Raw genomic sequence first — 22,116 nt, 5'->3', positions numbered from 1 at the left:
AAAGATTGGGATCCTTGTCCACATACTAAAGTTTGGATTTGTTTTTACTTTATACGCCCGTGTAACGAATCAGTCCAAGAGTTAAATCGTCTTGGATGGCACGAATTCCTCCCGAAAGGTGGATGACGAATTGGAATACTTCATCTCGAATTGTTATTAAAGGTTGGCTTCGGAGGTCACATACAAGTTGTAGGAGATTATCTTCACCAAACATTTGTAAGGAGGAAGGATCTCTTGCTTCTGTGAGGCCATCTGTTAACATCACAATCAAATCTCCTTTTTCAAGTTGGAACTTTTCTTCTTCCGCTAGGATATCGAAGATTGGTGTGATGATCCTTCCCATCGGTTTTAAACTAAATATGGCACCCGAATTTCGAATGATGAATAAAGGGAAATGGCCTGCGCGTGCAAAAGTGAGAACACCAGTCTCCGTCTGTAAATGGACGAGGCTTGCGGTTACAAAATGTTCTCTTAAATTTGGAATGATTTGGGTACGGATCGATTCCAAACTTTCTTTTAAGTCCTTGGGGTCTTCTTTCCATTTTTCAAGTGAAGTTTTAACAAGAGCACTTAATAAGGCAGCTGGGATCCCATGCCCAGATACATCGCAGATAAATACACCTAATTCTTGTTTGTCTTGTTTCCAGATAATATCATATAAATCACCACCAACTTTCATCATTGGGATATTTTTGAATAAAATTTCTACGCCATTGGGTACAATTTCTTTTTGTGGGAAAAGCGATTCTTGGATGCGTTTCGCCATATCCAATTGTTTTTCAATTTCGATCCTTTGTTCTTCGATGACAGCAGTACGTTCTAAAACTTTTTGTTCCAATTCCTCATTGGCTTTTTCTTTAAGTTCGTTTAACACTTGTAATGACTTTAGAGAAGTTTCTTGGGCTCGTTCTCTTTCTCGTGTGGCAGTGACAAGGAAATAGGCAATCCCACTGATACAAAATAAAAACGCATCTAAAAAGATCAGTGAATCATTGATTGAAAGGCCGCTGGCATCTCGCCTCGCAAATACACCTTTCCCTTCTATTGTGAGTGTGACAGCAGTGTAAGATAAAACAACAGTTGATAAAGTGGCACCAAATTGGCGGAACCGAATACTTGTGACAATGACAAAAGGGATGGGAAGAAAAAGAAGGGGCCATTCATCGCTAAAAGCAATAGAGCCCGAAATATATACAATGATGATCCAGAGGAAAAGTTCTAATTGTTTAGATAGTTCTAAATTTAATTTGGATTTAGGATAAAACCAAACATAAAGTAGGGGTGCTACGATGAGAAACCCAAGCATCTCACCTGAAAACCAAGTAAAGAACACATTGAAGTACAATTCAGAAGATAAAAAATCCCAATACCATAAACTTGTGACTCCAAGTACTGCACTAATAAATGATCCAGGAAAGGTTCCAATGCTTAAGAAATAAATTAAATCCTTTGTTGAATACAATGGATCTGTTTTTTCCGTTACTCGTTTGATAATACTATAATTGACATAACTACTGAGAGTGTTTCCGATCCCTATAATAAACGCTGTTTGGAAGTGTGGGTTATTATAAAAATTCGCAAAGGTAGCACCGAGGTATATTCCTGGCAAAGCCACAGGACCAAGGAGCAAAAGGGAGGAGAGTCCTACTCCTTCTGGGGGCCAAACGGGTGAAACTTGGCTATTGAGGAAGGCAATATTAAATCCAACCTGTGCGGCTATAAAATACCCAATGAGGATAATGGGGGTCCAAAGCAGAATTCTTGTGTAGTGGACCGTTTTCATTCGGAATGAAACATTTCCCATTCCTCCATTTTGTAAAGAATTTCCGCCTCGATTGTTTGGATTTCTTTCGTTATTTTGTTTAATTCCATATGATTATTTGCGAATGTACTCAATTTAGATTCTAAGATTGTTTTTTTCTCTTCGAGTGATGCGATGTCTTTTTCTAGGGATTGGATTTTTTTTAGGTCTTGTTTTGATTTTTTAGGTTTTTCCACAGTTTGAATCCTTTCTGGAATCACTGTGGGTGGATTAGAACCTGGTTCGTTTTCAATCTCTAATGTATCTTGTTCTAAAAAGGAAGAGAAAGTTCCAATGAAGTGGTCGAGTTTTCCTTCTTTGCGAAAGATGAGTAAGCTTTCTGCGGTTCGATCGAGAAAATAACGATCATGTGATACAATCACCACAGTGCCAGGGAACTCATCTAAAAAGGATTCCAAAACAGAAAGAGTTTGGATATCCAAATCATTAGTTGGTTCATCCAAGATGAGAAAATTTGGACCCGTCATTAAAATTTGAACTAGGAATAGTCTTCGTCTTTCACCTCCAGAAAGTTTGGCGATTGGTGTATATTGTAATTTCCCATCAAATAAAAATCGTTCCAACATTTTCGCTGCTGAAATTTTTTCACCAGATTCGGTTTCAATCATCTCACCTGCAACATCTTTGATGTATTCTAATACATTTCGTTCTAATGGAAGTTCAGAACTTGTTTGGTCAAAATATCCAACTTTGGTATTGAGTCCTGGTTTTAAATAGCCGCTATCTGGTGTTAGTCGTCCAGCCATTAAATTGAGTAAAGTGGATTTTCCGATTCCATTTGGACCAATGATACCCAGTCTTTCCTTCGCTTTAAAAGTATAGGTAAAATCATTGATGAGAACTTTTTCACCAATTGATTTTTTGAGATTATGGATTTCTAATATAGTTTTTCCTTGGCGTTTTGCGGCGACACTCAGTTCTAAATCTTTTTGGATTTCTCGTTTTTCTCTCGATTGTAATTCGTTTGCTCGATCAATTCTTGCCTTTTGTTTTGTGGTTCGAGCTTTAGGTTGGCGTTTGAGCCATTTCACTTCTTGTTTCAAAAATTGTTTGATTTTGTCTTCTTGTTTTTGAAGAGTTTCTTCTCTTTCGACTTTTCTCTCTAAATAAACTGAATAGTTCCCTTCGTATAAAAAATAATTCCCACGATCAAGTTCCAAAATTTTTGTTACGATCCGATCTAAAAAATAACGATCATGTGTAATGAGAAGGATTGCCTTGTCTAAGTTGGCAAGATAGTCTTCTAACCATAATATGGATTTTACATCCAAATGGTTTGTAGGCTCATCTAAAATCAGTAAATTACTTTCATCAATTAAAGATTTGGCAAGTTCTACCTTTTTTAACATTCCACCTGATAATTCAGACATCTTACGTTCAAGTTTTTCAACACCTAATTCACGTAAGATGGATTTGATTTGTTGTTCATAATCCCAAGCAGAAAGCCTATCCATTTCCTGTGAGGCATTTGTAAATTCTTCATCGAGTCCTTCTTCCCCTTCGCTCATTCGTTCACATATGTCTTCATACTTACGAATGGTTTTAACGAGTTTGTTGTCTCCTTTGTAAATATGGTCGAGGATGGTTTCCTTTGGATCAAAGATGGGATTTTGGTCGAGGATAGCAATTTTTAGGTTATTGTTTTTGATGATTTGTCCAGAGTCTGTTTCTTCTTTTCCCAGTATGGCACGTAGTAAGGTAGACTTACCCGATCCATTGATTCCAACGATGGCAAGTTTTTCTCCTTCACTGATAGAGAAATCAAGGTTGGTAAAAAGTTTTTTTTCGCCGATGGTTTTGGAAAGTTTTGATACAGAGACTAGCACAATGTCCATGAGAAAGAAATGGGGTCAATCGGACAATCGTATTCAATATTTTGTCTTGGATGTACATCTGATTTATCGATTTTGAGTTGGTTTTTCAGAGATTCCAATTTTTCGCATTCTCATTGATTCCAATACATTTCGAACTAGTTTATATGTTATCGAACGGGCAAGATGAATTATATAATTTAATACTTAATCGCCAATCAATCCCTGAAACAGTGGTGGGTGGTAAACAAGTGGCAAACCGTTTTTTGGAAGAATTGTTCTCTATCCTCTTTTCTGGTTATCACTCAGAACGTAACTTTTCATCCAAAGAACAAATTATGGACCAATTAGAACTCTTTCGGATTCGTTGGAAAAACTTATTAGAACCATATGCAACATATGCTGAAAAAGAACTTGGTCGTCTGGTTGCGTTAGATGAGATTTTACATAACTTCATTGCCAAACTTCCTGGTTTATACCAATGGATGTGGGAAGATGCAGAAGCAGCATTTTTAGGTGATCCTGCTGCTGAAAGTATTCATGAAGTCATCCTCGCCTATTCAGGATTTTATGCTGGTGCTGTGCACAGAGTTGCGAATTATTTTTTTAAGGCATCATTGCCTATTTTTCCAAAGCTATTGTCAGGTGTGGCTCATGAAGCAACAGGAATTGACATTCATCCCGGCGCAGAAATTGGAAGAGCATTTTTTATGGATCATGGAACAGGGATTGTGATCGGAGAAACTACACGTATTGCGGACAACGTAAAAATTTACCAAGGTGTGACTCTTGGAGCTTTGTCGGTAAACAAATCTTTGGCGAAACAAAAACGCCATCCAACGATTGAAGAGGGTGTTGTGATTTATGCAGGAGCCACTATCCTAGGTGGTGAAACGGTCATTGGAAAACAATCCATCATTGGAGGGAATGCTTGGATTACCCAAAGCATTCCTCCTTATTCGGTTGTGTATCAGAAATCAGAAGTCAGAGTCAGAAGTTCGAATGAAATCCAAGGTTTGGATTTTACCATTTGAACTAAAGACCTAAACGATTCCGGCTACCTAATCCATACAACACCCTTATGAGTGAATCAATATCTTCACAAGAATTGTAAAAGGCGAGGGAAGGTCTCACGGTTGATTCCAATCCAAATCTTCTTAAGATTGGTTGTGCACAATGGTGACCGGCACGAACGGCAATGCCTTCTTCTGCTAGTTTTTTCCCAATTTCTTCTGTTTTGAATCCATCAATAACAAAGGATAAAACTCCGGCTTTATCTTTTGCTGTTCCAATCAAATGGAGTCCTGGAACCTTTAACAGTTCTTTGGTGCCATATTCCAAAAGATCGTGTTCGAATGCAGAAATATGTTTCATTCCGAATCGATTCAAATATTCGATAGCAGCTCCTAGACCAACTGCGTCGGCGATGTTACCAGTTCCTGCTTCAAAACGAAAGGGAGCATCTTGAAAGGTAGTGTGATCAAAATTAACATCTTTGATCATATTCCCTCCACCTTGCCAAGGAGGCAAACTATCTAATATCGATTTTTTTCCATAGACAACACCGATGCCAGTTGGAGCAAAAAGTTTATGCCCACTAAAGACAAAGAAGTCGCAATCAATTTCCTGGACATTAACAGGCATATGAGATACGGATTGCGCTCCATCCACAATCACAAGGGCTCCTACTTTATGTGCAGACTTTGTCATCTCTTCTACAGGAACGACAGTACCTAGAGCATTTGAAACTTGTGTGATTGAAACAATTTTTGTCTTCGAGTTTAACAAACGTTCGTATTCACTTAGAATGATTTGTCCTGAATCGTCAACTGGCGCAACTCTTAGTTTTGCTCCTTTTTTAGCGCAAACCATTTGCCAAGGAACGATGTTTGCATGGTGCTCTAAATGAGTAATGAGAATTTCATCACCTGATTGGATGTATTTGTCTGATAAAATATTGGAAAGTAGATTGATACCTTCTGTCGTTCCTCTTACAAACACAACTTCTTCAACACTCCCTGCTCCTATAAAACCTTGGACAAGTGATCTCGCTTTTTCATATGCGTCAGTTGACCTCGCCGCTAAAGTGTGAGCGGCACGATGAATATTCGAATTCTCATGAAGATAAAAATGAGATAATCTTTCGATCACAGAAGTTGGTTTTTGAGTGGTAGCGGCATTGTCGAGCCAAACCAATGGTTTTCCATTGACTGTTTCTGTTAGGATTGGAAAATCTCTCCTTGCGGATGCGAGGTTCCCACCACCTGACTGAGGTATGTTGATACTCGGAAAAGACTGAAAATCAGAATAGGAAAAACCAGTATCCGTTAATTTTAAATCTTCTAAGTAAGGTAAGGACTCTTTTGGAATATTTTTCGAAGTGAAGTCATTTAATGGAAAACTTGTTGTCGGTAGATTACTTCCACCAAACGATTGCAATACTCCATACATTTCCTTCGCCATTTTTTCTAACGTTTTTTCGTCAGGAAAATGCGATGAGGAACCATTAATGAATGAGTCCGGTTTTAGATTTAAAAAACTCGGATCATTTGTATTCATAATAATTTCCCACATCTACATTGTCGAGTGAGGCAATCGCATCGTCAGTGAGTATAGCTGCGGAGCAGTAGAGAGAAATCAAATAGGATCCAATGGCTGATCGATTAATTCCCATAAACCGAACAGAAAGTCCCGGAGTTTGTTCCCCTGGAAGGTTTGATTGGTATAATCCGACTACCCCTTGTTTTTTTTCACCAACTCTCAACAGTAAAATACTAGAAGTTCCAACTGCGGACTTTGGTGTTGTTTCTCCATTTACAAGAAGTTTATCAGTAGGAATGAGTGGCAGACCTCTCCATGTTAAAAATTGAGCACCAAACAGAGTTACAGTTGCTGGAGGAACACCTCTTCTTGTACATTCACGACCAAAGGCAGCGATTGCAAGTGGATGTGCTAAAAAGAAAGAAGGTTCTTTCCAAACTTTTGTAATCAAATCATCTAAATCATCCGGAGTAGGAGGTCCTTTTCTTGTATTAATTCGTTGGTGAGCCGGAACATTTTTTAATAATCCATAATCATCATTATTGATGAGTTCCAATTCTTGTTTTTCTTTAACGCTTTCAATTGCTAGTCGTAGTTGTTCATTAATTTGTTCGTGTGGAGAACTGTATAAATCTGAAACTCTTGTTTGAACATCAAGGATTGTGGAAATTAAACTAAGAGTGTATTCACGAGGTTTTTCTTCGTAGTTAACAAATGTTTCTGGAAGTTCTTGTTCTCCCTTTTGTCCGCAAAGTACATCCACTTGAGTATTGGATTTTACGCGGTTGACTCGGAGAACCCCTGCTTCTAAAGGTTTCCAATCGAGTAACCTAACTAAAAAACGTGGGGTGATTGCGCCGTATTGTGCATTCGTTTTGACCGTATTTGCCAGCTGACGTGCGGCTATGTCTCCCAATGCGTGTTGGGTTTGTTCTGCCATAAATGACCTCTTTTACTGAAATGGATCTTTTATGGTTAAATTATCCCTACAAAACGAATACGAGAATCAATGGTCTATCGAAAAATAGGATTGAGTTTTGTGTGAAATAGTGTGCAAATCGTCCATCAAGTTGGCGGATTATCCGATTTGAAGCCAGTGTTTCATTTTTTCAGCGATGGTATTTAATACCACTGGTTTGGGTATGTAATCATTCATTCCACTTTCCAAACACCTGTTCTCTTCATCGGAGAGGGTCCCAGCAGTGAGAGCAATAATGGGAACATTTTTCCCGATAGTTAATTTGCGAATCTCTTTTGTGGCATCATAACCATTCATCTCTGGCATTTGGATGTCCATTAGGATTAGATTAGGTTCTGTTTTTTTGAAATGTTCTACAGCTTCCACTCCATTAGTTGCTTCGATGATAATCGCAGATTGTAATATTTTTGATACAATGGTTTTTGTTAACATCATGTTTACAGGGTTGTCTTCAACGATCATCACTTTAGTTTTTTCATTTGTGATGATAGGTTTGAATTTTTCCTTACCATTGGAGCTGATATCCGAGTGCCTTCCAGAGATCAAATCATATAGACTTTCGTATAGGATATTGGTTTGAATTGGTTTCAGTAAAATCACACCAACCCCCAACTCCTTTCCTTTTTCGTAAATGGTCTCTTCGTTTGACGAGGAATGAATGGTTAAAAAAGGAAGTTTGCATTTTTTAGTTTCAGCAATTTTTTTCAATTGTGTAATGAAATCAAGTCCATTCATATCAGGCATATTATAGTCACTAATCACAACGTCATATTCGTTTCCCTTTTGGAAATCTGCTATTGCCAGCTTAGGTGAATTAAATGTAATTGTTTCAATGTTTTTGTATGCCAACATTTCTTTGATAACGGTGAGATTGGTATCATTGTCATCGACGACCATAACCTTTTTGATAGACATTAGATTAGGTTCAGTGTTACGTTCGTTATCTGCAATCGTTGTGAATTTAAAATAAAATCTAGATCCTTCGTGTAACTTTGATTCTAATTCAATTTTAGAACCAAAAAGTTGTAATAGTTTGGAAGAAATAGATAGTCCAAGCCCTGTTCCACCAAACTGCCGTGTTGTGGAGCTATCTGCTTGGGCAAATACTTCAAAAATTTTTGTTTGATTTTCTTTATCAATCCCAATCCCTGTGTCGATGACTTCGAATAAAAATTCATATTCGTTTTGATTTATTGGTTCTGATGTTAATTTGATTTGGATTTCTCCTCGAAGAGTGAACTTAAGCGCATTACCAATTAAATTCAAAAGGATTTGCCTAAGTCGCAATGAATCGACAAAAACATTTCGAGGGACTTTCGGAGATATGTTTAATATGAGTTCCAATCCTTTTTCGTATGCTTTGTGTTTTACGATTTCTGCAATTTGGTGGAGTAAATCATAAATGTTGACCCTTTCTTTATAAAGTTCCATTTTCCCTGATTCAATTTTGGAAAAATCAAGGATATCATTGATCAAATCGAGAAGTGAAAGTGCAGATAAATGCACAGTTTCCATATACTTTCTTTGGACTTGGCTTAATTCAGTGCGCATTAATAAATCAGCAAAACCGATCACACCATTAAGTGGAGTTCGAATCTCATGGCTCATATTCGCCAAAAAATTTGATTTTGCAATCGATGCTTTTTCAGCTTTTTCTCTAGCAATGATCAGATCATTTTCTAATATCTTTCGGTGTGTAATATCAGTGTGTGTCCCCATTACACGTAATGGTTTTCCATCTACTGTTCGTTCGATGACCTTTCCTCTATCTAAAATCCATTTATATGTTCCATCTTTACACAGCATACGGTGTTCACTCATATAAATATTGGTTTCACCACGATAGTGTTTCTCTAGTGCCTCTAAACAATCGTTCAAATCTTCAGGATGGACTCTTTTTTCCCATTCTGAAATATCCGTGCCAATTTCCGATTCTGAGAAACCAAGCATAGCCTTCCATTGATTGGAGAAATAAACTTGGTCAGTTTCAGCATTCCAATCCCAAATTCCATCTCCTGATCCTTCGAGTGCAAATTGCCAGCGTCTTTCGCTTTCACGTAAGGCTTCTTCGGTTGCCTTTTGTGAAGAAATATCGATTCCTATCCCTAAAAATCCGGTGATTTCACCTTTTGAATTCCTACTGGCAGTGATGACAAGTTGCACGGGGAATTCAGTTTTATCTTTTCTGATATAGGTCCATTCATGTGAATCATATTCACTAAACTTCGCTTTGTAGATAAGGGTTTCAAAACCAGAAATTGGAACACCATATTCTTGTGATAGATTTTCTGCACGGAATAATACTTCTTCTTCCTTATGTAAGATAGAAGGAGAATTTTTCCCAATCATTTCTTCTGCTTTATACTGTAAATGGTATTCTGCTCCTTTATTGAAATGGGTAATCATCCCATTAATATCAGTTCCTATGATTGTAACATGTGTTGTTGCATCTAATATAGATTCGAGTTTGGATAATGCCTCTTCTTTTTGTTTGTCTAAATTGACACTACTAGTGATATCTTGGAAACTTCCATAGACACGAATACATGTATCATTTTCAAAAACTCCATGACCAATTGTACGCACCCATTTGAATTTTCCTGTGTAAGTTTTGATTTGTAACACAAGTTCGTAGGATGTTTTATTGTTAATGGTTTCTTCGAATGCTTTCTTTAGAGCATTTTGTTCAGAATCTATTGGGTAAAATTGAAAAGCATTTTCAAGGTTAGGAATATAATCTTCAGGAACTTCGAGGATACGTTTTGTTTCTTTTGCCCAAAAGACAGTATGATGAACCAAGTCTACTTCCCAGGCTCCCACGTTTGCTGCTGCGTTTGTTTCTTCGAATAAAACTCGAATTCGGTTTAGTTCATCCCTTTGGTTTTTGATTTCTATTTCTTTTTCTTTTCTTTCGCTGATATCCGAAAGATAAGAAATCTTTTCCGTAGGATACGAGTCGTAGTAACTAACAACGCTGTATTCTGAAACATATATAAAGTTGCCATCTGGTTTTTTAAGACGAAATTCCCTTTGGTAGGTCCTTTGTTTACTTTTGATGTATTCTTTTTCTTCGATTTCAATTTGTTGTTTGTCATCGGGATGCACCAAATTTTCTAATTTCAACATCCCTTTTTTGAAATCTCCGGTTTGATAACCTAAGTTAATCGAAACATTCGGAGATACATAGGTAATCAAAAACTCTGAATCAAATTTGTAACGAAAAATGACGTAGGGTCCACTGTCTAAGATCACACCTTCAATATTGAAGTTAGGTTCTCCCCGCAAAATGACAGAAGGGCCTGACTTGGTTTCAAGAAATCTTCCTACGATCCGATACTGGTTGCCAAGTAGCGAGGTGAAAAACTGGAAAGGAATTCTCCGGCTCAAAGTTTCCTGGCACAAATTGGATAAAATGAGTCCGTCTCTAGGGATGATTGGGAGTTCTTTGATGTGTTTGCCGACCTCGATGGAATCGTTGGGAAGGTAGAGGTTTGGTGAGGTTTGGGAGAATTGGATTTCTAAATTCATATCCATGATGATGATGAATTCGTCGAAACACTCTACAATGCTTTGGTAATCGAAACTTTCTGCCATTTCCCTTTATGTCACTTGACCAAATCCCTTGGTCCTAGAGAATCAAAGATACGATGAAGAGTCGACTGTCACTTTCTATTTTTTTCAGTTTCATCTTCCTAGTTTCCTATACATCTATATACGCACAAAACCAAAGAAATCATGGTTGGGTTGTTTCAGGAACACAAGGAAAATTACTCATCCAAGGAAAAGAACAACTGGCCATCCGAGAGGATTACAGGTTCAAAACTCCAGAAACATTGACACCAAATCAGGAAATTGACTTTTATTTGATGCTAGGTGAATACTATCTCAAAAAAAAAGACAAAGTAGGGATTGCAAACATTCTATATGATCTGAGGATTAAAAAAGGGGAATATACATTTGCCGATTTTTTACTGACCTCTTTATGGAAACAATCCCAAGGTGATGAAGTACAGGCCATCAAAACTTTGGATACCTACATCCAAAAGGAACCCAATACCTATTTTCGTAATTTAGCAAAGAATATGCGAACCAATCTTTTCCAATCGGGAGAAGATGAGAAAAAGACAATGGTTCGAATGGATTGTCAAAAAACAAAACCTTACTATGCCCTATGCCGTGTGTTTCGTTTGCAATACTATATCGATCTTCCCACAGGGAAAGACAAAGACATGCACAAACATTTTGTGAACATTATGCGAGTGAGTTCACCTTTTTTTGAGGATATGAATTTAGAGTGGATACCGCTCCTTGATCGAATTGATGAAGATTTACCTGCTAAGTTGTCTTTTTTAGGTTTTGTCAGAGAAGGGATCCATTTTCAAAAAATGATAATGGATTTAGAAAAAATAACAGATGGGAATACGAGCGAAAATTCAATCGAAAGATTGGCATTTTTACAAATTTTATCTGGCGATTACCCGGGTGCGGAAGAATCTTATTTGAATTTTCTAAAATCAGCTAGAGGGAAAAAAACATCTATCCTTAATCGTATTTATGTGAAGTTAGGTGCTCTCGCTTACTTCCAAAAAGAATACAAAAAATCTTTGGATTATTATTTAAAGTTAGATTTATCCAATTGGTCAACAGATATCCATCATCCATTTCTAAATGAACCAATGTCTCTTTCTGAAGTAAAAGACTTAATTTCTGTATCACTTTATAAGGTGAGTGGTGCAGAATCTGCTCTCAAAGCATTACAAAAAATAAAAGACCCTGAAAAACTAACAGAAGCAGACATTTGGCCTAAACTTCGCATCTCACAAATGTTAATGGACCAAAACCCTGAGTTGTCATCTCGGATGACAGATGAAATCATCTATATGGCACAGGAAAAAAAATGGAGGCGACTCGAATATGCTGCTACCATTTTACAAGGTTACAACCAAATCTATCGCAAGGAATATCGAAAATCAACGATTGAACTAACCAAAAGCCGCGGGATATTGGATGAAGAAAATGCATTTTATGCGGCAGAATTCCTTCGTAATTTTGGATTTATTTTTGCCCATACAGCTTCTGGTAAAAAAGGCCCAGTCAATGGAAACATCCGAGACGGGATGAGTGATTATTTATTCAATCATCCGTATGAGGATTTATATTATATCCGTAACTACCGTCCAATTGCTTTTTCCACTGATTTATTTTTTGAATATGCATTAAGCCATTTAAGAGATGATAATGATGTCTGGGGTCTATTTGATGTTTTGTTCAAATACAATTCCGTAAGAACACAAAGGAATTCTAAAGGCAGCCCTCATTCACTTTTTCAAATTCCATTTGTAAACCAACAGTTTAAATTTTTATCAGGATTTTCCACTGCAAGAGAATCTAAGTTTTTTGATTCTACCTATACTGAAAGTAGGGAAACAGAAAATGGAATTCAAAGGAAAAATGAAGAAGAAAATACTCGTTCACTTGAATCAGTTAAACTTCCTACAGTATTCCTTCTCCCTTACAAAGAGGAATTTTATCTTTTTACTTTTAATCCGAAGGAGTCCAAAAGAAACCAATTGAATTGGAAGTTGGTGCGAACCCAAAGACCTGATGCATCAGAGATCATTGATTCTGTGAAAGATCTTGCATCGACTAACAAAGATCATGAAAAAATTCAAATTTATTTGAATGTAGCGGGGATTGGTTTACATCGTTCCTTAAAAAAAGAACTTAAAGAACAATCATTTGTATTTTTCTTTAGTTTGTATCCTAATACCGACCCTCAAAAGCCTCTTAATTTATATTCTTGGAAATGCCCGACAAACATGCGATCTTTGGATGGGAAAGGTCTGACTCTAGTAGACACAGCTTATTTTGAAGGTTCACGCATTTTAAAAGACAAAGAACGATTACACATTTGGGATTTTCCTGCTGTGACAAATGTATCATCTATTGGACCCGTTCTTAGTTGGTCTTGTCGATCGGAAAATGGAAGTGTAGAAGAGATTTCTTTTTTAAAATTATTCCGACGAATTGATTACCGCACAGTTCCTAAGATGATTGTTTACACCGAACGTGTGTTAGGTAAATCTTGGAGTGATCCTTTCTTCCACCACCAATGGATGCATTTTTGGTTTCGTTCAGGGACAAAAAAAATCGCTTATATACCAACTCTCCCTGTCCTCGATACAATCTCATTACAAAGCCTAACAGAACCTGCAGCATACAAAGAGGATGGATTTTGGGTCTATGCGACTGCCCAATAAGACGGGACATAATGAAAAGTCGAGATAATGGGTCCTGTCAGTTTTGGATTATGTGCCAAGTAGGGAACGATGGAAACATTGTTTCCAAACGTTTTTTTCCTAACATTTTGTCTCAAATTGTAGGCGACACTAGAAGATCGGTCCAAAATACTTAATTCTGTTCCTCATTATACAATGGACCCTGATTTTAAAACTTTAGTGGTGTTCGAGTTTCTATGGAAATAATCGGCATCTTTCTCATCTTCCTTCTTGTCTTTGTCAATGGTTTCTTTGTCGCTGCAGAGTTTGCGATGGTATCAATTCGCCCTTCACGCCTTGAGGAGCTTGTCAAAGAAAACCGGGCCATGGCCCAACTGACCAAAAAAGCCATCTCCAAAATCGACGATATGTTATCGGTTTGCCAAGTGGGAATCACGATTGCAAGCCTTCTACTTGGTTGGATTGGAGAGGCATTATTTGCAAGTGTTGTTTCTGGTTTCTTACATATGTTCCAAATTGAATTGGACTTAGTTACGATTCACAGTATTTCCATCGGTGTTTCATTCACACTGATTACACTCCTCCATGTCATCTTAGGAGAGTTAGTTCCTAAAACACTAGCCATTCAAAATACCGAAGCAATTGCATTGGGTGTTTCGGCACCGATGTGGTTGTTCTATTATTTATTTTTTCCAGTTACGTTCATTATGAATCGTTTGGCAGGTGGAATTCTTACACTTTTTCGTTTGCAACGAACTGGCGATAAGTATGTGCATTCTGCCGAAGAATTGATGATCATCATTGAAGAACAAAGGAAACAAGGCCGGATTGATAATGCGGAAATGCAACTCATCCAAAAGACCTTCGATTTTTCTGAACATACGGCTAAGGATGTAATGACACACCGTCTTTCCATCATCGGAATTCCACAAGAATCAACGATTGATAAATTACTCCCTCTCATTGCCGAACATAGTTTTTCAAGATACCCTGTATATAACCAAACATTGGATAAAATTGTTGGGATTGTTCACGTTCAAAAATATTTAAAATGGCAAGCGGCTCATCTTTCTGCGAAAGGCAAAAAGGAAAAAATCACTGTCATCATGGAAAAGGATTTTGTCAAAGTTCCTGAATCTATGTCCATCGAACGTGTGATGACAAAACTCCGTGAAAAAAAACAACATATGGCGATTGTCATAGATGAGTATGGTGGAGTTTCAGGTTTACTCACGTTAGAAGATATTATCGAAGAGTTTTTTGGTGAAATCCGAGATGAAACAGATACGGATGAAGTGGATGTCACATCCAAAAACAAAAAAACCAAAACCATTACTTTGGATGGGGAAACCGAACTTTCTAGTTTAACCGATATCTTAGAAGGTGAAGAACCTTCTGATATGGAAGAGGTTCGTACCATCGCTGGTTACTTTATGGAAAAAAACGAGGATATGCCAAAAGAAGGGAGTATCGTCCAAATCAAAAAAGGTAGCCTCAAAGTGAAAAAAATGGAAGGTAACAAAATCATTTCCATCCTCTTCACACCGAAAATAGAAGAAGACCATGATTCCGAAATGGAACGGGAATTATCATACGAGGACCGTTAAATGAAAGAAATCATCGTCGCCGTTTCTGGTTCCATTGCATCTTACAAAGCTTGTGATTTGGTACGTGGTCTTACCAAAAATGGATACCCTGTGCGTGTGATTATGACTTCTAATGCCACTAAATTTGTTGGAAAAATCACCTTTGAAGCCTTAACCGGAAAACCGGTAAGGGTAGATGAGTTTGATACTGGTATGGCTCATATCGAAATCAAAAACATTGCTTCTGTTTTAGCTGTAGTTCCGGCATCTGCAAACATCATTGGTAAAATGGCAAATGGTATTGCCGATGATTTGGTAACTTCAACTTATCTTGCCTGCACTTCACCTGTGTTAATCGCCCCCTCCATGAATCCTGGAATGTACCTTCATAAAGCTGTGCAAAGGAACTTAAAAACGTTAGAAGCAGATGGCGTACACATTGTATCCCCTGATAAAGGGATTGTCGTTTGTGGTGATGAAGGGTATGGCAAACTGGCAACAGTTGAAACCATCATGGAACAAATCATCGAGTTTCACAAAAAAAATTCATGAATTTAAAATTCAAACGAGTCATTGTCACCTCAGGCCCCACAAGGGAATGGATTGACCCCGTCCGTTATATTTCCAATGCCTCTTCTGGCAAAATGGGATATGAAATTGCCAAAAGTTTTTTACAATACCCTGTGGAAGTAATTTATATCCATGGGAATACTTTAGAACGTTATGCAAATGTTTCTGGCGCCAAACAGAACTTAGAAGTGGAAACCACAATGCAACTTCGAGATACTGTCTTGTCTCAATTGCAAAATGATACATTACTAGTGATGGCTGCAGCACCTGCAGATTTTCGGCCCATCATGACCGCAGAACATAAAATCAAAAAAGAAAGAAGTTCGGAAGGGAGTAAGGGGTTACTACTAGAACTTGAAGAAAATCCCGATGTCTTAAAACAAGTGGATGAATATGTCAAAGAAAACCAAATCCAAAATTCCATCCGGGTGGGGTTTGCAGCCGAGACCAATGATTTGGAAAAACATGCTAGAGAAAAACTGATCCGAAAAGGTCTTCATTATATCGTCGGCAATGTAGTGGGACATGGAAAAGGGTTTGGCGAAGTAGAATCGATTTTACGGATCTTTGGTCCAAATGGACTTGTAAAAGAGATCGGCCCTATGCCAAAAGAAGACTTGGCCCTTTCACTTGTTCATTTCCTAGTGACTATTTGAATTGTTACCAAAACCAAACGCAAAATAACCTGCGAGTAATATCAATCCAAAGCTTACGATATAGTTCCATTTAATTTTTTCCCCAAGGAACAATGTCGCAAATAAAATGAATACAAAAATTGTGATGATCTCTTGGATGATTTTTAATTGGAACCCTTCAAATTTGTAAACCGTATACCCAATACGATTGGCGGGAACCATGAGAACATATTCAAAAAACGCAATCCCCCAAGAAAATAAAATCACATAAAACATTTGGTTTGATTTTGCATACTTTAAGTGACCATACCAAGCAAAGGTCATAAAAATGTTAGAAAGAATGAGTAAAGCGACTGTTAGCATTGAATTGGATTCCTTTTTTATTATCTAGAAAGTAAATGGTTAATTTGTTAAATTTCATTTGAGTGATTTAGTTTTTATATGTGGTTAAAATTATATTTTAGGTATCAACTCAGTTTTTTATTCTAAAGATTCGTTTGGAAAAAGTTCGTTCCAAATTTTTGGTAAAACTTCTCCTGACTTACCACCAAAGTGATGTTTCATGGAAAGTGTGAGGTTTGTTTCTTCTGGGTTAATTTCGATCCCTAAAGCACCGTTTCGAATGGCAGTGAGTGCTAAGTTGGCAGGAACCGATACATTGGCACTGGTCCCAATCACAAACACAACTTGAGACTGTTTACAAAGTTCCCAACTTTTGGTGAGCAAGTTTTGGTCATATTCTTCTCCAAACCAAACAATATCAGGTCTGAGTAAGGATTCACAGTATTTGCAATACTTAAGACCAGAATGGTCGAGTCCATCATCTACTAAATGAAATTTTTCCGAACATTTTGTACATCTGGCTCTGAAAATGTTTCCATGTAATTCTAAAAGCGAAGGACTACCAGAACGGGGGTGGAGTCCATCAACATTTTGAGTAATAAGACTCACGAAATTTGATTTTTTTGCCATTTGGCTATGGTTAGGTGGCCAGGATTCGGGTTGGCATTTTTGCAAATTTCTCTTCGAAAGTCATACCATTCCCAAACTAGTTCCGGATTGTTTTGGAAGGCTTTTGGCGTTGCCAAGTCTTCTGCTTTGAAGTTTTTCCATAGCCCTCCTTCTCCTCTAAACGTTGGGATACCACTTTCATGGGAGATTCCTGCACCTGTTAAAAACACGAGGGAACGCGCATTTCGAATTTGTTCCAAAGAATCTTTTGGCAAAAGTTCCATTTCTTTGGTATATTCTAACAAATTCTTTCAAAATTTAAATCGGAAAAAAATTTAGGTTCAGAAATCTGGTGATTGTGAGCCTCCATTGGGAAGAAATTCAAACAAAATTGGAATCCATCAAGGAGAAACAATTATTCCGGGAAACAAAAACCTATCAAGGGATTGATTTTTGTTCCAATGATTATCTGGGTCTTTCATCTAACCCACGTATGTTGGAATATTACCAAACCTTACAAGATGAATACCCATTTGGTTCAACAGCATCTCGTCTCGTCCGAGGGAATTTTGATTCCATGGACCTATTCGAAAAAGAATTTGCATCTTTTGTAGAAGGAGAAGCTGCATTACTGGTTTCTACAGGTTTTGTTGCCAATTTTGGACTGATTGATTCCATTGCAGCACCAGACTGTTATGTGTTTACCGACAGATTAAACCATGCCTCTATTCTTGATGGAATTCGAATTTCTGGAGCCAAAAAAAAATATTACAATCATTTAGACTTAGAACACCTAAAATCATTATTACAGAAAACTGACTTAGAAGATCCATCGAGAAAACACAAACGAATCGTCGTGACAGAATCGCTATTTAGTATGGATGGAGATAGCCCTAACTTTAAAACTCTCCTTCAACTAAAGGAAGAGTTTGGATTTGTTCTTGTTGTAGATGAAGCACATGCAATTGGAGTTTATGGCAAAGAAGGGAAGGGAATATTATTTCGTGATTTGCCAACCGAAAGTATCAAATCCATTGATTACCGAGTGTATACATTAGGCAAATCGTTTGGTTTAGAAGGTGGAGTCATCGTAACAAAAAAAATTGGTAGAGACCATTTAGTCAATGTGATGCGGTCTTTTATTTTTTCCACGGCCCCACTTCCTATTATCTCCAAATTAGCCATTTTTGTTTTAAATTTGTTACGTTCTATGGACGAAGTGCGGGTAAATTTACATTCCTTGGCATATCATTTAAAACAATCATTATTAGATTCAGGTTTTGTTATCACGAATACAGAGTCACATATCATTCCTTTGTTACTCAATTCGGAAAAGGAAGCTCTGTTTTATGGAAAACGATTGCAAGAGATTGGTTTGGATGTACGTGCTATTCGTCCACCGACAGTACCAACTCCAAGATTAAGGATCAGTTTGAATGCAAAGTTATCCCATGAAGATACAAATTCTCTTGTTTCTGCCCTTGTCAAAATCCGAAAGGAATGGAATGACCAACTCAATAATTCGACAAATCATGAATAAAAATTTTAACTCTACCGAACAAGAAGAATAGAACCTTTTTTCAATTTAAATGAGACAAACTTCTGTTAATGTATCCTTAGGATTCCTCGAATTTTCGAATTTTTTCTTTGATGGCATCTGTGGTAGAAGAGAGATTGTGATTGGAATTTGATTCCTTGGTTGCAGAATTTTTATTCGAAGCTAAGTTCTCTCTTGATTTTTTAGTCCCATATCGGTAAATTCCATACAATCCAAGAACACCTATTCCAAGTAAGGTGGCATTGATCCAAGTATCATCTGGTTTTGCGAGTATTTTTGGACCAAAACCATAAACAATTGAATCCACCATTCCTTGGTTTCCGTTTTCTTGGAACATTAAAACGATAGGATCTTTTAATACACTTTCACCAAATCCATTTTCCATTTTGGAAATGATTTCTTCCTCGCCCATCCCATCTTTGATCCTGTTTTCAATGAATGTCTTCAGATAACTAGAAGCTGCACACATATTAAAAGAACACGATTGGATGGGTAGACTTGGTAAACATATACAACGGATTTTTTCCGTAACCTTGAGAAAGGTTTGGATTTGTTTTTCTTCTTTGAGATTGGTGGTTGTTTTTTGAGAAAAAAGAGAATTCGAAGTTCCTAAAAACAGAAAAAAAGAAAATAATATGGCCACCATCGATCCCATTGAAATCGATTTTTGATCACATTTGTTCTTTTGAATTTTTACCAAATCCAAATTTGATTGGTTTGTTTTTTCTTTGGAAGTAGTGGTAAGGAAATCAAATAAAGTCATACTGTAAAATTTCCTTTTGGTTGTTTTCTTTTTTCTCCAATGGGGAGTAATAAAAAGATACCTGTCAAAAAGTACAACACCGATCCAAGCCAAATCAATTTCACTAAAGGGTTAATCCAAACTTCTAAATTTGCAACAATTTGCCTTGGAAAGTTTAAGAAGGATTTGAGTTTGTCTGTTTGATTTCCGGGAGTGAAGTAATATTGCATAAACATCAGTGGAAGATCTGGATTTTCTGATTTTAAATCAGATGTTTCGATCGCACCAAGTTGGATATAAAAGTCTTCCTTTGCCATAGAATGGATTGCAGGTTCACTTGTTGGGATATGAGTCTCGAAATCACCTGTTAGGTGAGAAATCTGTGGATAAAACCGTCTTTCTGTATCGAGTGTAGCAATTTTATCCAAACCACGATAAATTCCATAACTTGCTTCTTGGGAAACTATCACATTTTGGATATTTGGTTCACCACCTAGACCCGAAATGAGCACAGGTTTGATTTTTAACGTTGTTGCTTCTATTTGGTATCCACCTATCATCGCTTTGTCGATGGACTGGTAAATGATTTCTTCGGAAGTTGGAGGTTGCAACTCATAAAAAAAACGAACAGAAGTATTGATTTTAAATGCATTGCCAGCATAACCTATGAAGATGAGAACCAGTGAAAAGTGAACTAAATAACCACCATACCTCCTTTTGTTTTTTAACATTAAGTTGAGTCCAGCTTTGAATAAAGACTCATCTTTATGTTCATCACGTCTTGCTTTTATCCCTCGGTAGTATTCTTGTACGATACCTGCAATGGTAAACATACCAATTCCTACTGTAAGGACTGAATATACTTCAGCAAGGACGTCTCCATATTTGTTATCAGGTTTTGTGAAGTTTTGCGAATAAAATAGGATGTAAACCGCTCCCCCAAAAATTCCAAAAAGAAAAGGTTTGAGTAGGGTGGATAAAAAAACAGCACCTGCTCCTTTTCTCCAAGCAAGTAATGGTGCAGAACCCATAAGCAATAATAAAAAGATCCCGGCAGGTACTCCCCATGAGTTAAACCAAGGTGCCTTAAATTCTTTGCCATACAATAGTGGTGAAAAGACACCTAACAAAATTGCTGCGGTCGAAAGTACCAAAAGGAAATTGTTAAGTAAAAAACTTCCTTCCTTGGATGTGATCGCTTCTAAATTTCTATCCGGTGTTAGGTGTTTTCTTCGGTAGATGACAAACCCAGTAAAAAATAAAAAACTACTGATGATATAAACAATAAAGGGAGTTCCAATCGTGGATTTTGAAAAACTATGAGGACCTTCAAGAACACCAGAACGAGTGATCCACGTGCCGAGCAAACTAAAGTGAAAAGCAAGGATCACAAGTAACATATTCCAAAACTTCAACATACCTCTACGTTCTTGGATCACTACAGAATGGACAAAAGCACTTGTTAGTAACCAGGGCATTAGAGATGCATTTTCGACTGGATCCCATGCCCAATATCCTCCCCAACCTAACTCTTCGTAGGCCCATTTGGATCCGAGTAAAATTCCTGTTCCTAGGAAAAACCAAGAAAACAAAGTCCATTTACGAATGAACTTCATCCAATCTTCAGAAAGTTGTCCTGACACAAGTGCCGACATCGCAATCGCAAATGGTATGGAGATACTGACATAACCGATATAAAGTATGGGTGGATGGATGATCATCGCCCAGTGTTGGAGTAGTGGATTAAGTCCTCTACCTGCTGCTGCTTCAGGGACAAATTCACGGAAGGGTTGGGCATCTCCGTAAAATACAGCAAGGAAACTAAAAAATCCAGATAATACTGCAAGGATGAGGTTCATCATCGGGATTCGATCTTCGATGGATTTACGAGTTTGCCATAACACAATGAAGGTGAAAACATTCAGTATTAAGTTCCAAAAAAGTAAACTTCCAGATGACCCTGACCATATGGATGTCATTTTGTAAAACAAAGGAAGGTGTTCACTGGAGTGCATCACTACATAATAATTGCTATAGTCAGAACGAACAAGTTGTGTCAGTAGAACAATAAATGCCAAAATGATAACGAAAGGATTTGTCATTAGTGCCAAACGGCCAAGCTCAACACCTTTTCGTTCTTTATATAAGATTCCGTATATAGTTTGTAAGGCGGAGAAAATTAAAATTGCGAGTGATGCAGAAAGAAAAATGGTTCCTAAATTATTCATTTTTCCTCTGCATACCCTGCTTCATATTTGGAAGCACATTTTGCTTCCACGTGGTTTGACACGAGAACACCCTTTTCCAATTTTCCATCAACTCTTGCCCTTGCTCCTTCTTTGAAAGCATCTGGCAAAAGGGTTTCACCTGTAAAAAATACTGGGATGATTTGATCGTTTAGTTCCAAATCAAATCTGGCTTTTTTTCCTTCCCGAACCAAACTCCCTACACGAACGAATCCGCGGACTCGTAAATTTTGTTCCGAGTATTTAGTTTGGTTGGCAGCAAGTTCAGAAGCATCGAGCAGAAGATAAGATGTTTCTTGAGAAGAGAAATAAGCAATGCCTCCAAGAGAGATTGCAATGAGGAATAAAAGGGTTAAAAACTTACGATTCATGGTCCATTCTTTAGACGAAATCACGTCTTTCCTCTAACCTCTCTGATTGCAAGTTTCGGTCAAAC

General features: G+C 37.4%; 15 protein-coding genes and 1 pseudogene. 6 read left to right on the top strand and 10 right to left on the bottom strand.

Annotation, left to right across the window (positions count from 1 at the left end; genetic code table 11):
• Positions 1-49: 49 nt before the first annotated feature.
• Complete coding sequence (locus EHQ43_RS07030) at positions 50-1,783, bottom strand: SpoIIE family protein phosphatase (RefSeq protein ID WP_135741124.1); 1,734 nt, start codon at positions 1,781-1,783, stop codon at positions 50-52.
• Positions 1,780-3,657 carry an ABC-F family ATP-binding cassette domain-containing protein gene (locus EHQ43_RS07025; protein WP_135754551.1) on the bottom strand — a complete coding sequence of 626 codons (1,878 nt, stop codon included), beginning with the start codon at positions 3,655-3,657 and terminating at the stop codon, positions 1,780-1,782. The genes EHQ43_RS07030 and EHQ43_RS07025 overlap by 4 nt, the downstream gene beginning before the upstream one ends.
• A 143-nt stretch (positions 3,658-3,800) precedes the next feature.
• On the opposite strand from EHQ43_RS07025, the gene epsC reads away from it, so the two are divergent.
• Positions 3,801-4,667: a serine O-acetyltransferase EpsC gene (gene epsC, locus EHQ43_RS07020; RefSeq protein WP_135770478.1), complete on the top strand. Its 867-nt coding sequence runs from the start codon at positions 3,801-3,803 to the stop codon at positions 4,665-4,667.
• Between the two features lies 1 nt (position 4,668).
• On the opposite strand, the gene EHQ43_RS07015 is transcribed toward epsC, so the two are convergent.
• The 3 genes from EHQ43_RS07015 to EHQ43_RS07005 all read right to left on the bottom strand — a co-directional run bounded on the left by EHQ43_RS07015 (position 4,669) and on the right by EHQ43_RS07005 (position 10,747).
• Positions 4,669-6,192 carry a family 2A encapsulin nanocompartment cargo protein cysteine desulfurase gene (locus EHQ43_RS07015; RefSeq protein ID WP_135770477.1) on the bottom strand — a complete coding sequence of 508 codons (1,524 nt, stop codon included), beginning with the start codon at positions 6,190-6,192 and terminating at the stop codon, positions 4,669-4,671.
• Positions 6,179-7,114, bottom strand: a complete 936-nt coding sequence (locus EHQ43_RS07010) for a family 2A encapsulin nanocompartment shell protein (protein WP_135770476.1) — start codon at positions 7,112-7,114, stop codon at positions 6,179-6,181. The genes EHQ43_RS07015 and EHQ43_RS07010 overlap by 14 nt, the downstream gene beginning before the upstream one ends.
• A gap of 138 nt (positions 7,115-7,252) precedes the next feature.
• A complete protein-coding gene (locus EHQ43_RS07005; RefSeq protein ID WP_135770475.1) occupies positions 7,253-10,747 on the bottom strand; it encodes a PAS domain-containing hybrid sensor histidine kinase/response regulator in 3,495 nt (1,164 codons plus the stop codon).
• Positions 10,748-10,800: 53 nt separating this feature from the next.
• On the opposite strand from EHQ43_RS07005, the gene EHQ43_RS07000 reads away from it, so the two are divergent.
• The 4 genes from EHQ43_RS07000 to EHQ43_RS06985 all read left to right on the top strand — a co-directional run bounded on the left by EHQ43_RS07000 (position 10,801) and on the right by EHQ43_RS06985 (position 16,204).
• On the top strand, positions 10,801-13,413 hold the full coding sequence (locus tag EHQ43_RS07000) for a tol-pal system YbgF family protein (RefSeq protein WP_135770474.1): 2,613 nt from the start codon (positions 10,801-10,803) through the stop codon (positions 13,411-13,413).
• 215 nt (positions 13,414-13,628) lie between these two features.
• Entirely contained in the window at positions 13,629-14,999 is a 1,371-nt protein-coding gene (locus EHQ43_RS06995; RefSeq protein ID WP_135741131.1) for a hemolysin family protein, read from the top strand.
• Positions 15,000-15,530: a phosphopantothenoylcysteine decarboxylase gene (locus tag EHQ43_RS06990; protein WP_135770473.1), complete on the top strand. Its 531-nt coding sequence runs from the start codon at positions 15,000-15,002 to the stop codon at positions 15,528-15,530.
• Positions 15,527-16,204 (top strand): phosphopantothenoylcysteine decarboxylase domain-containing protein, encoded by a 678-nt coding sequence (locus EHQ43_RS06985; RefSeq protein ID WP_135741133.1) that lies wholly within the window; start codon positions 15,527-15,529, stop codon positions 16,202-16,204. The genes EHQ43_RS06990 and EHQ43_RS06985 overlap by 4 nt, the downstream gene beginning before the upstream one ends.
• On the opposite strand, the gene EHQ43_RS06980 is transcribed toward EHQ43_RS06985, so the two are convergent.
• Positions 16,190-16,546 carry a DMT family protein gene (locus EHQ43_RS06980; RefSeq protein ID WP_135741134.1) on the bottom strand — a complete coding sequence of 119 codons (357 nt, stop codon included), beginning with the start codon at positions 16,544-16,546 and terminating at the stop codon, positions 16,190-16,192. The genes EHQ43_RS06985 and EHQ43_RS06980 overlap by 15 nt on opposite strands.
• Positions 16,547-16,663: 117 nt before the next feature.
• Positions 16,664-17,418, bottom strand: a pseudogene (locus EHQ43_RS06975) (SIR2 family NAD-dependent protein deacylase).
• A 74-nt stretch (positions 17,419-17,492) separates the two neighbouring features.
• On the opposite strand from EHQ43_RS06975, the gene EHQ43_RS06970 reads away from it, so the two are divergent.
• Positions 17,493-18,674 carry an aminotransferase class I/II-fold pyridoxal phosphate-dependent enzyme gene (locus EHQ43_RS06970; protein WP_135741135.1) on the top strand — a complete coding sequence of 394 codons (1,182 nt, stop codon included), beginning with the start codon at positions 17,493-17,495 and terminating at the stop codon, positions 18,672-18,674.
• A gap of 76 nt (positions 18,675-18,750) precedes the next feature.
• Here EHQ43_RS06970 and EHQ43_RS06965 read toward each other — a convergent pair whose 3' ends face one another.
• The 3 genes from EHQ43_RS06965 to EHQ43_RS06955 form a co-directional block, all read right to left on the bottom strand.
• Positions 18,751-19,338, bottom strand: coding sequence for a cytochrome c-type biogenesis protein CcmH (locus EHQ43_RS06965; RefSeq protein WP_135770715.1), 588 nt, complete (start codon positions 19,336-19,338; stop codon positions 18,751-18,753).
• A 113-nt stretch (positions 19,339-19,451) separates the two neighbouring features.
• Entirely contained in the window at positions 19,452-21,662 is a 2,211-nt protein-coding gene (locus EHQ43_RS06960) for a heme lyase CcmF/NrfE family subunit (RefSeq protein WP_135770472.1), read from the bottom strand.
• Positions 21,659-22,051 (bottom strand): cytochrome c maturation protein CcmE domain-containing protein, encoded by a 393-nt coding sequence (locus EHQ43_RS06955; protein WP_135741137.1) that lies wholly within the window; start codon positions 22,049-22,051, stop codon positions 21,659-21,661. Before EHQ43_RS06955 ends, EHQ43_RS06960 begins: the two co-directional genes overlap by 4 nt.
• Between the last annotated feature and the right edge of the window lie 65 nt (positions 22,052-22,116).

The sequence above is a fragment of the Leptospira bouyouniensis genome (genome assembly GCF_004769525.1).
GTDB classification, from domain to species: Bacteria; Spirochaetota; Leptospiria; order Leptospirales; family Leptospiraceae; genus Leptospira_A; species Leptospira_A bouyouniensis.
The sequence above is the reverse complement of the archived record's forward strand: the minus strand, read 5'-3'. Positions and strand labels throughout refer to the sequence as shown.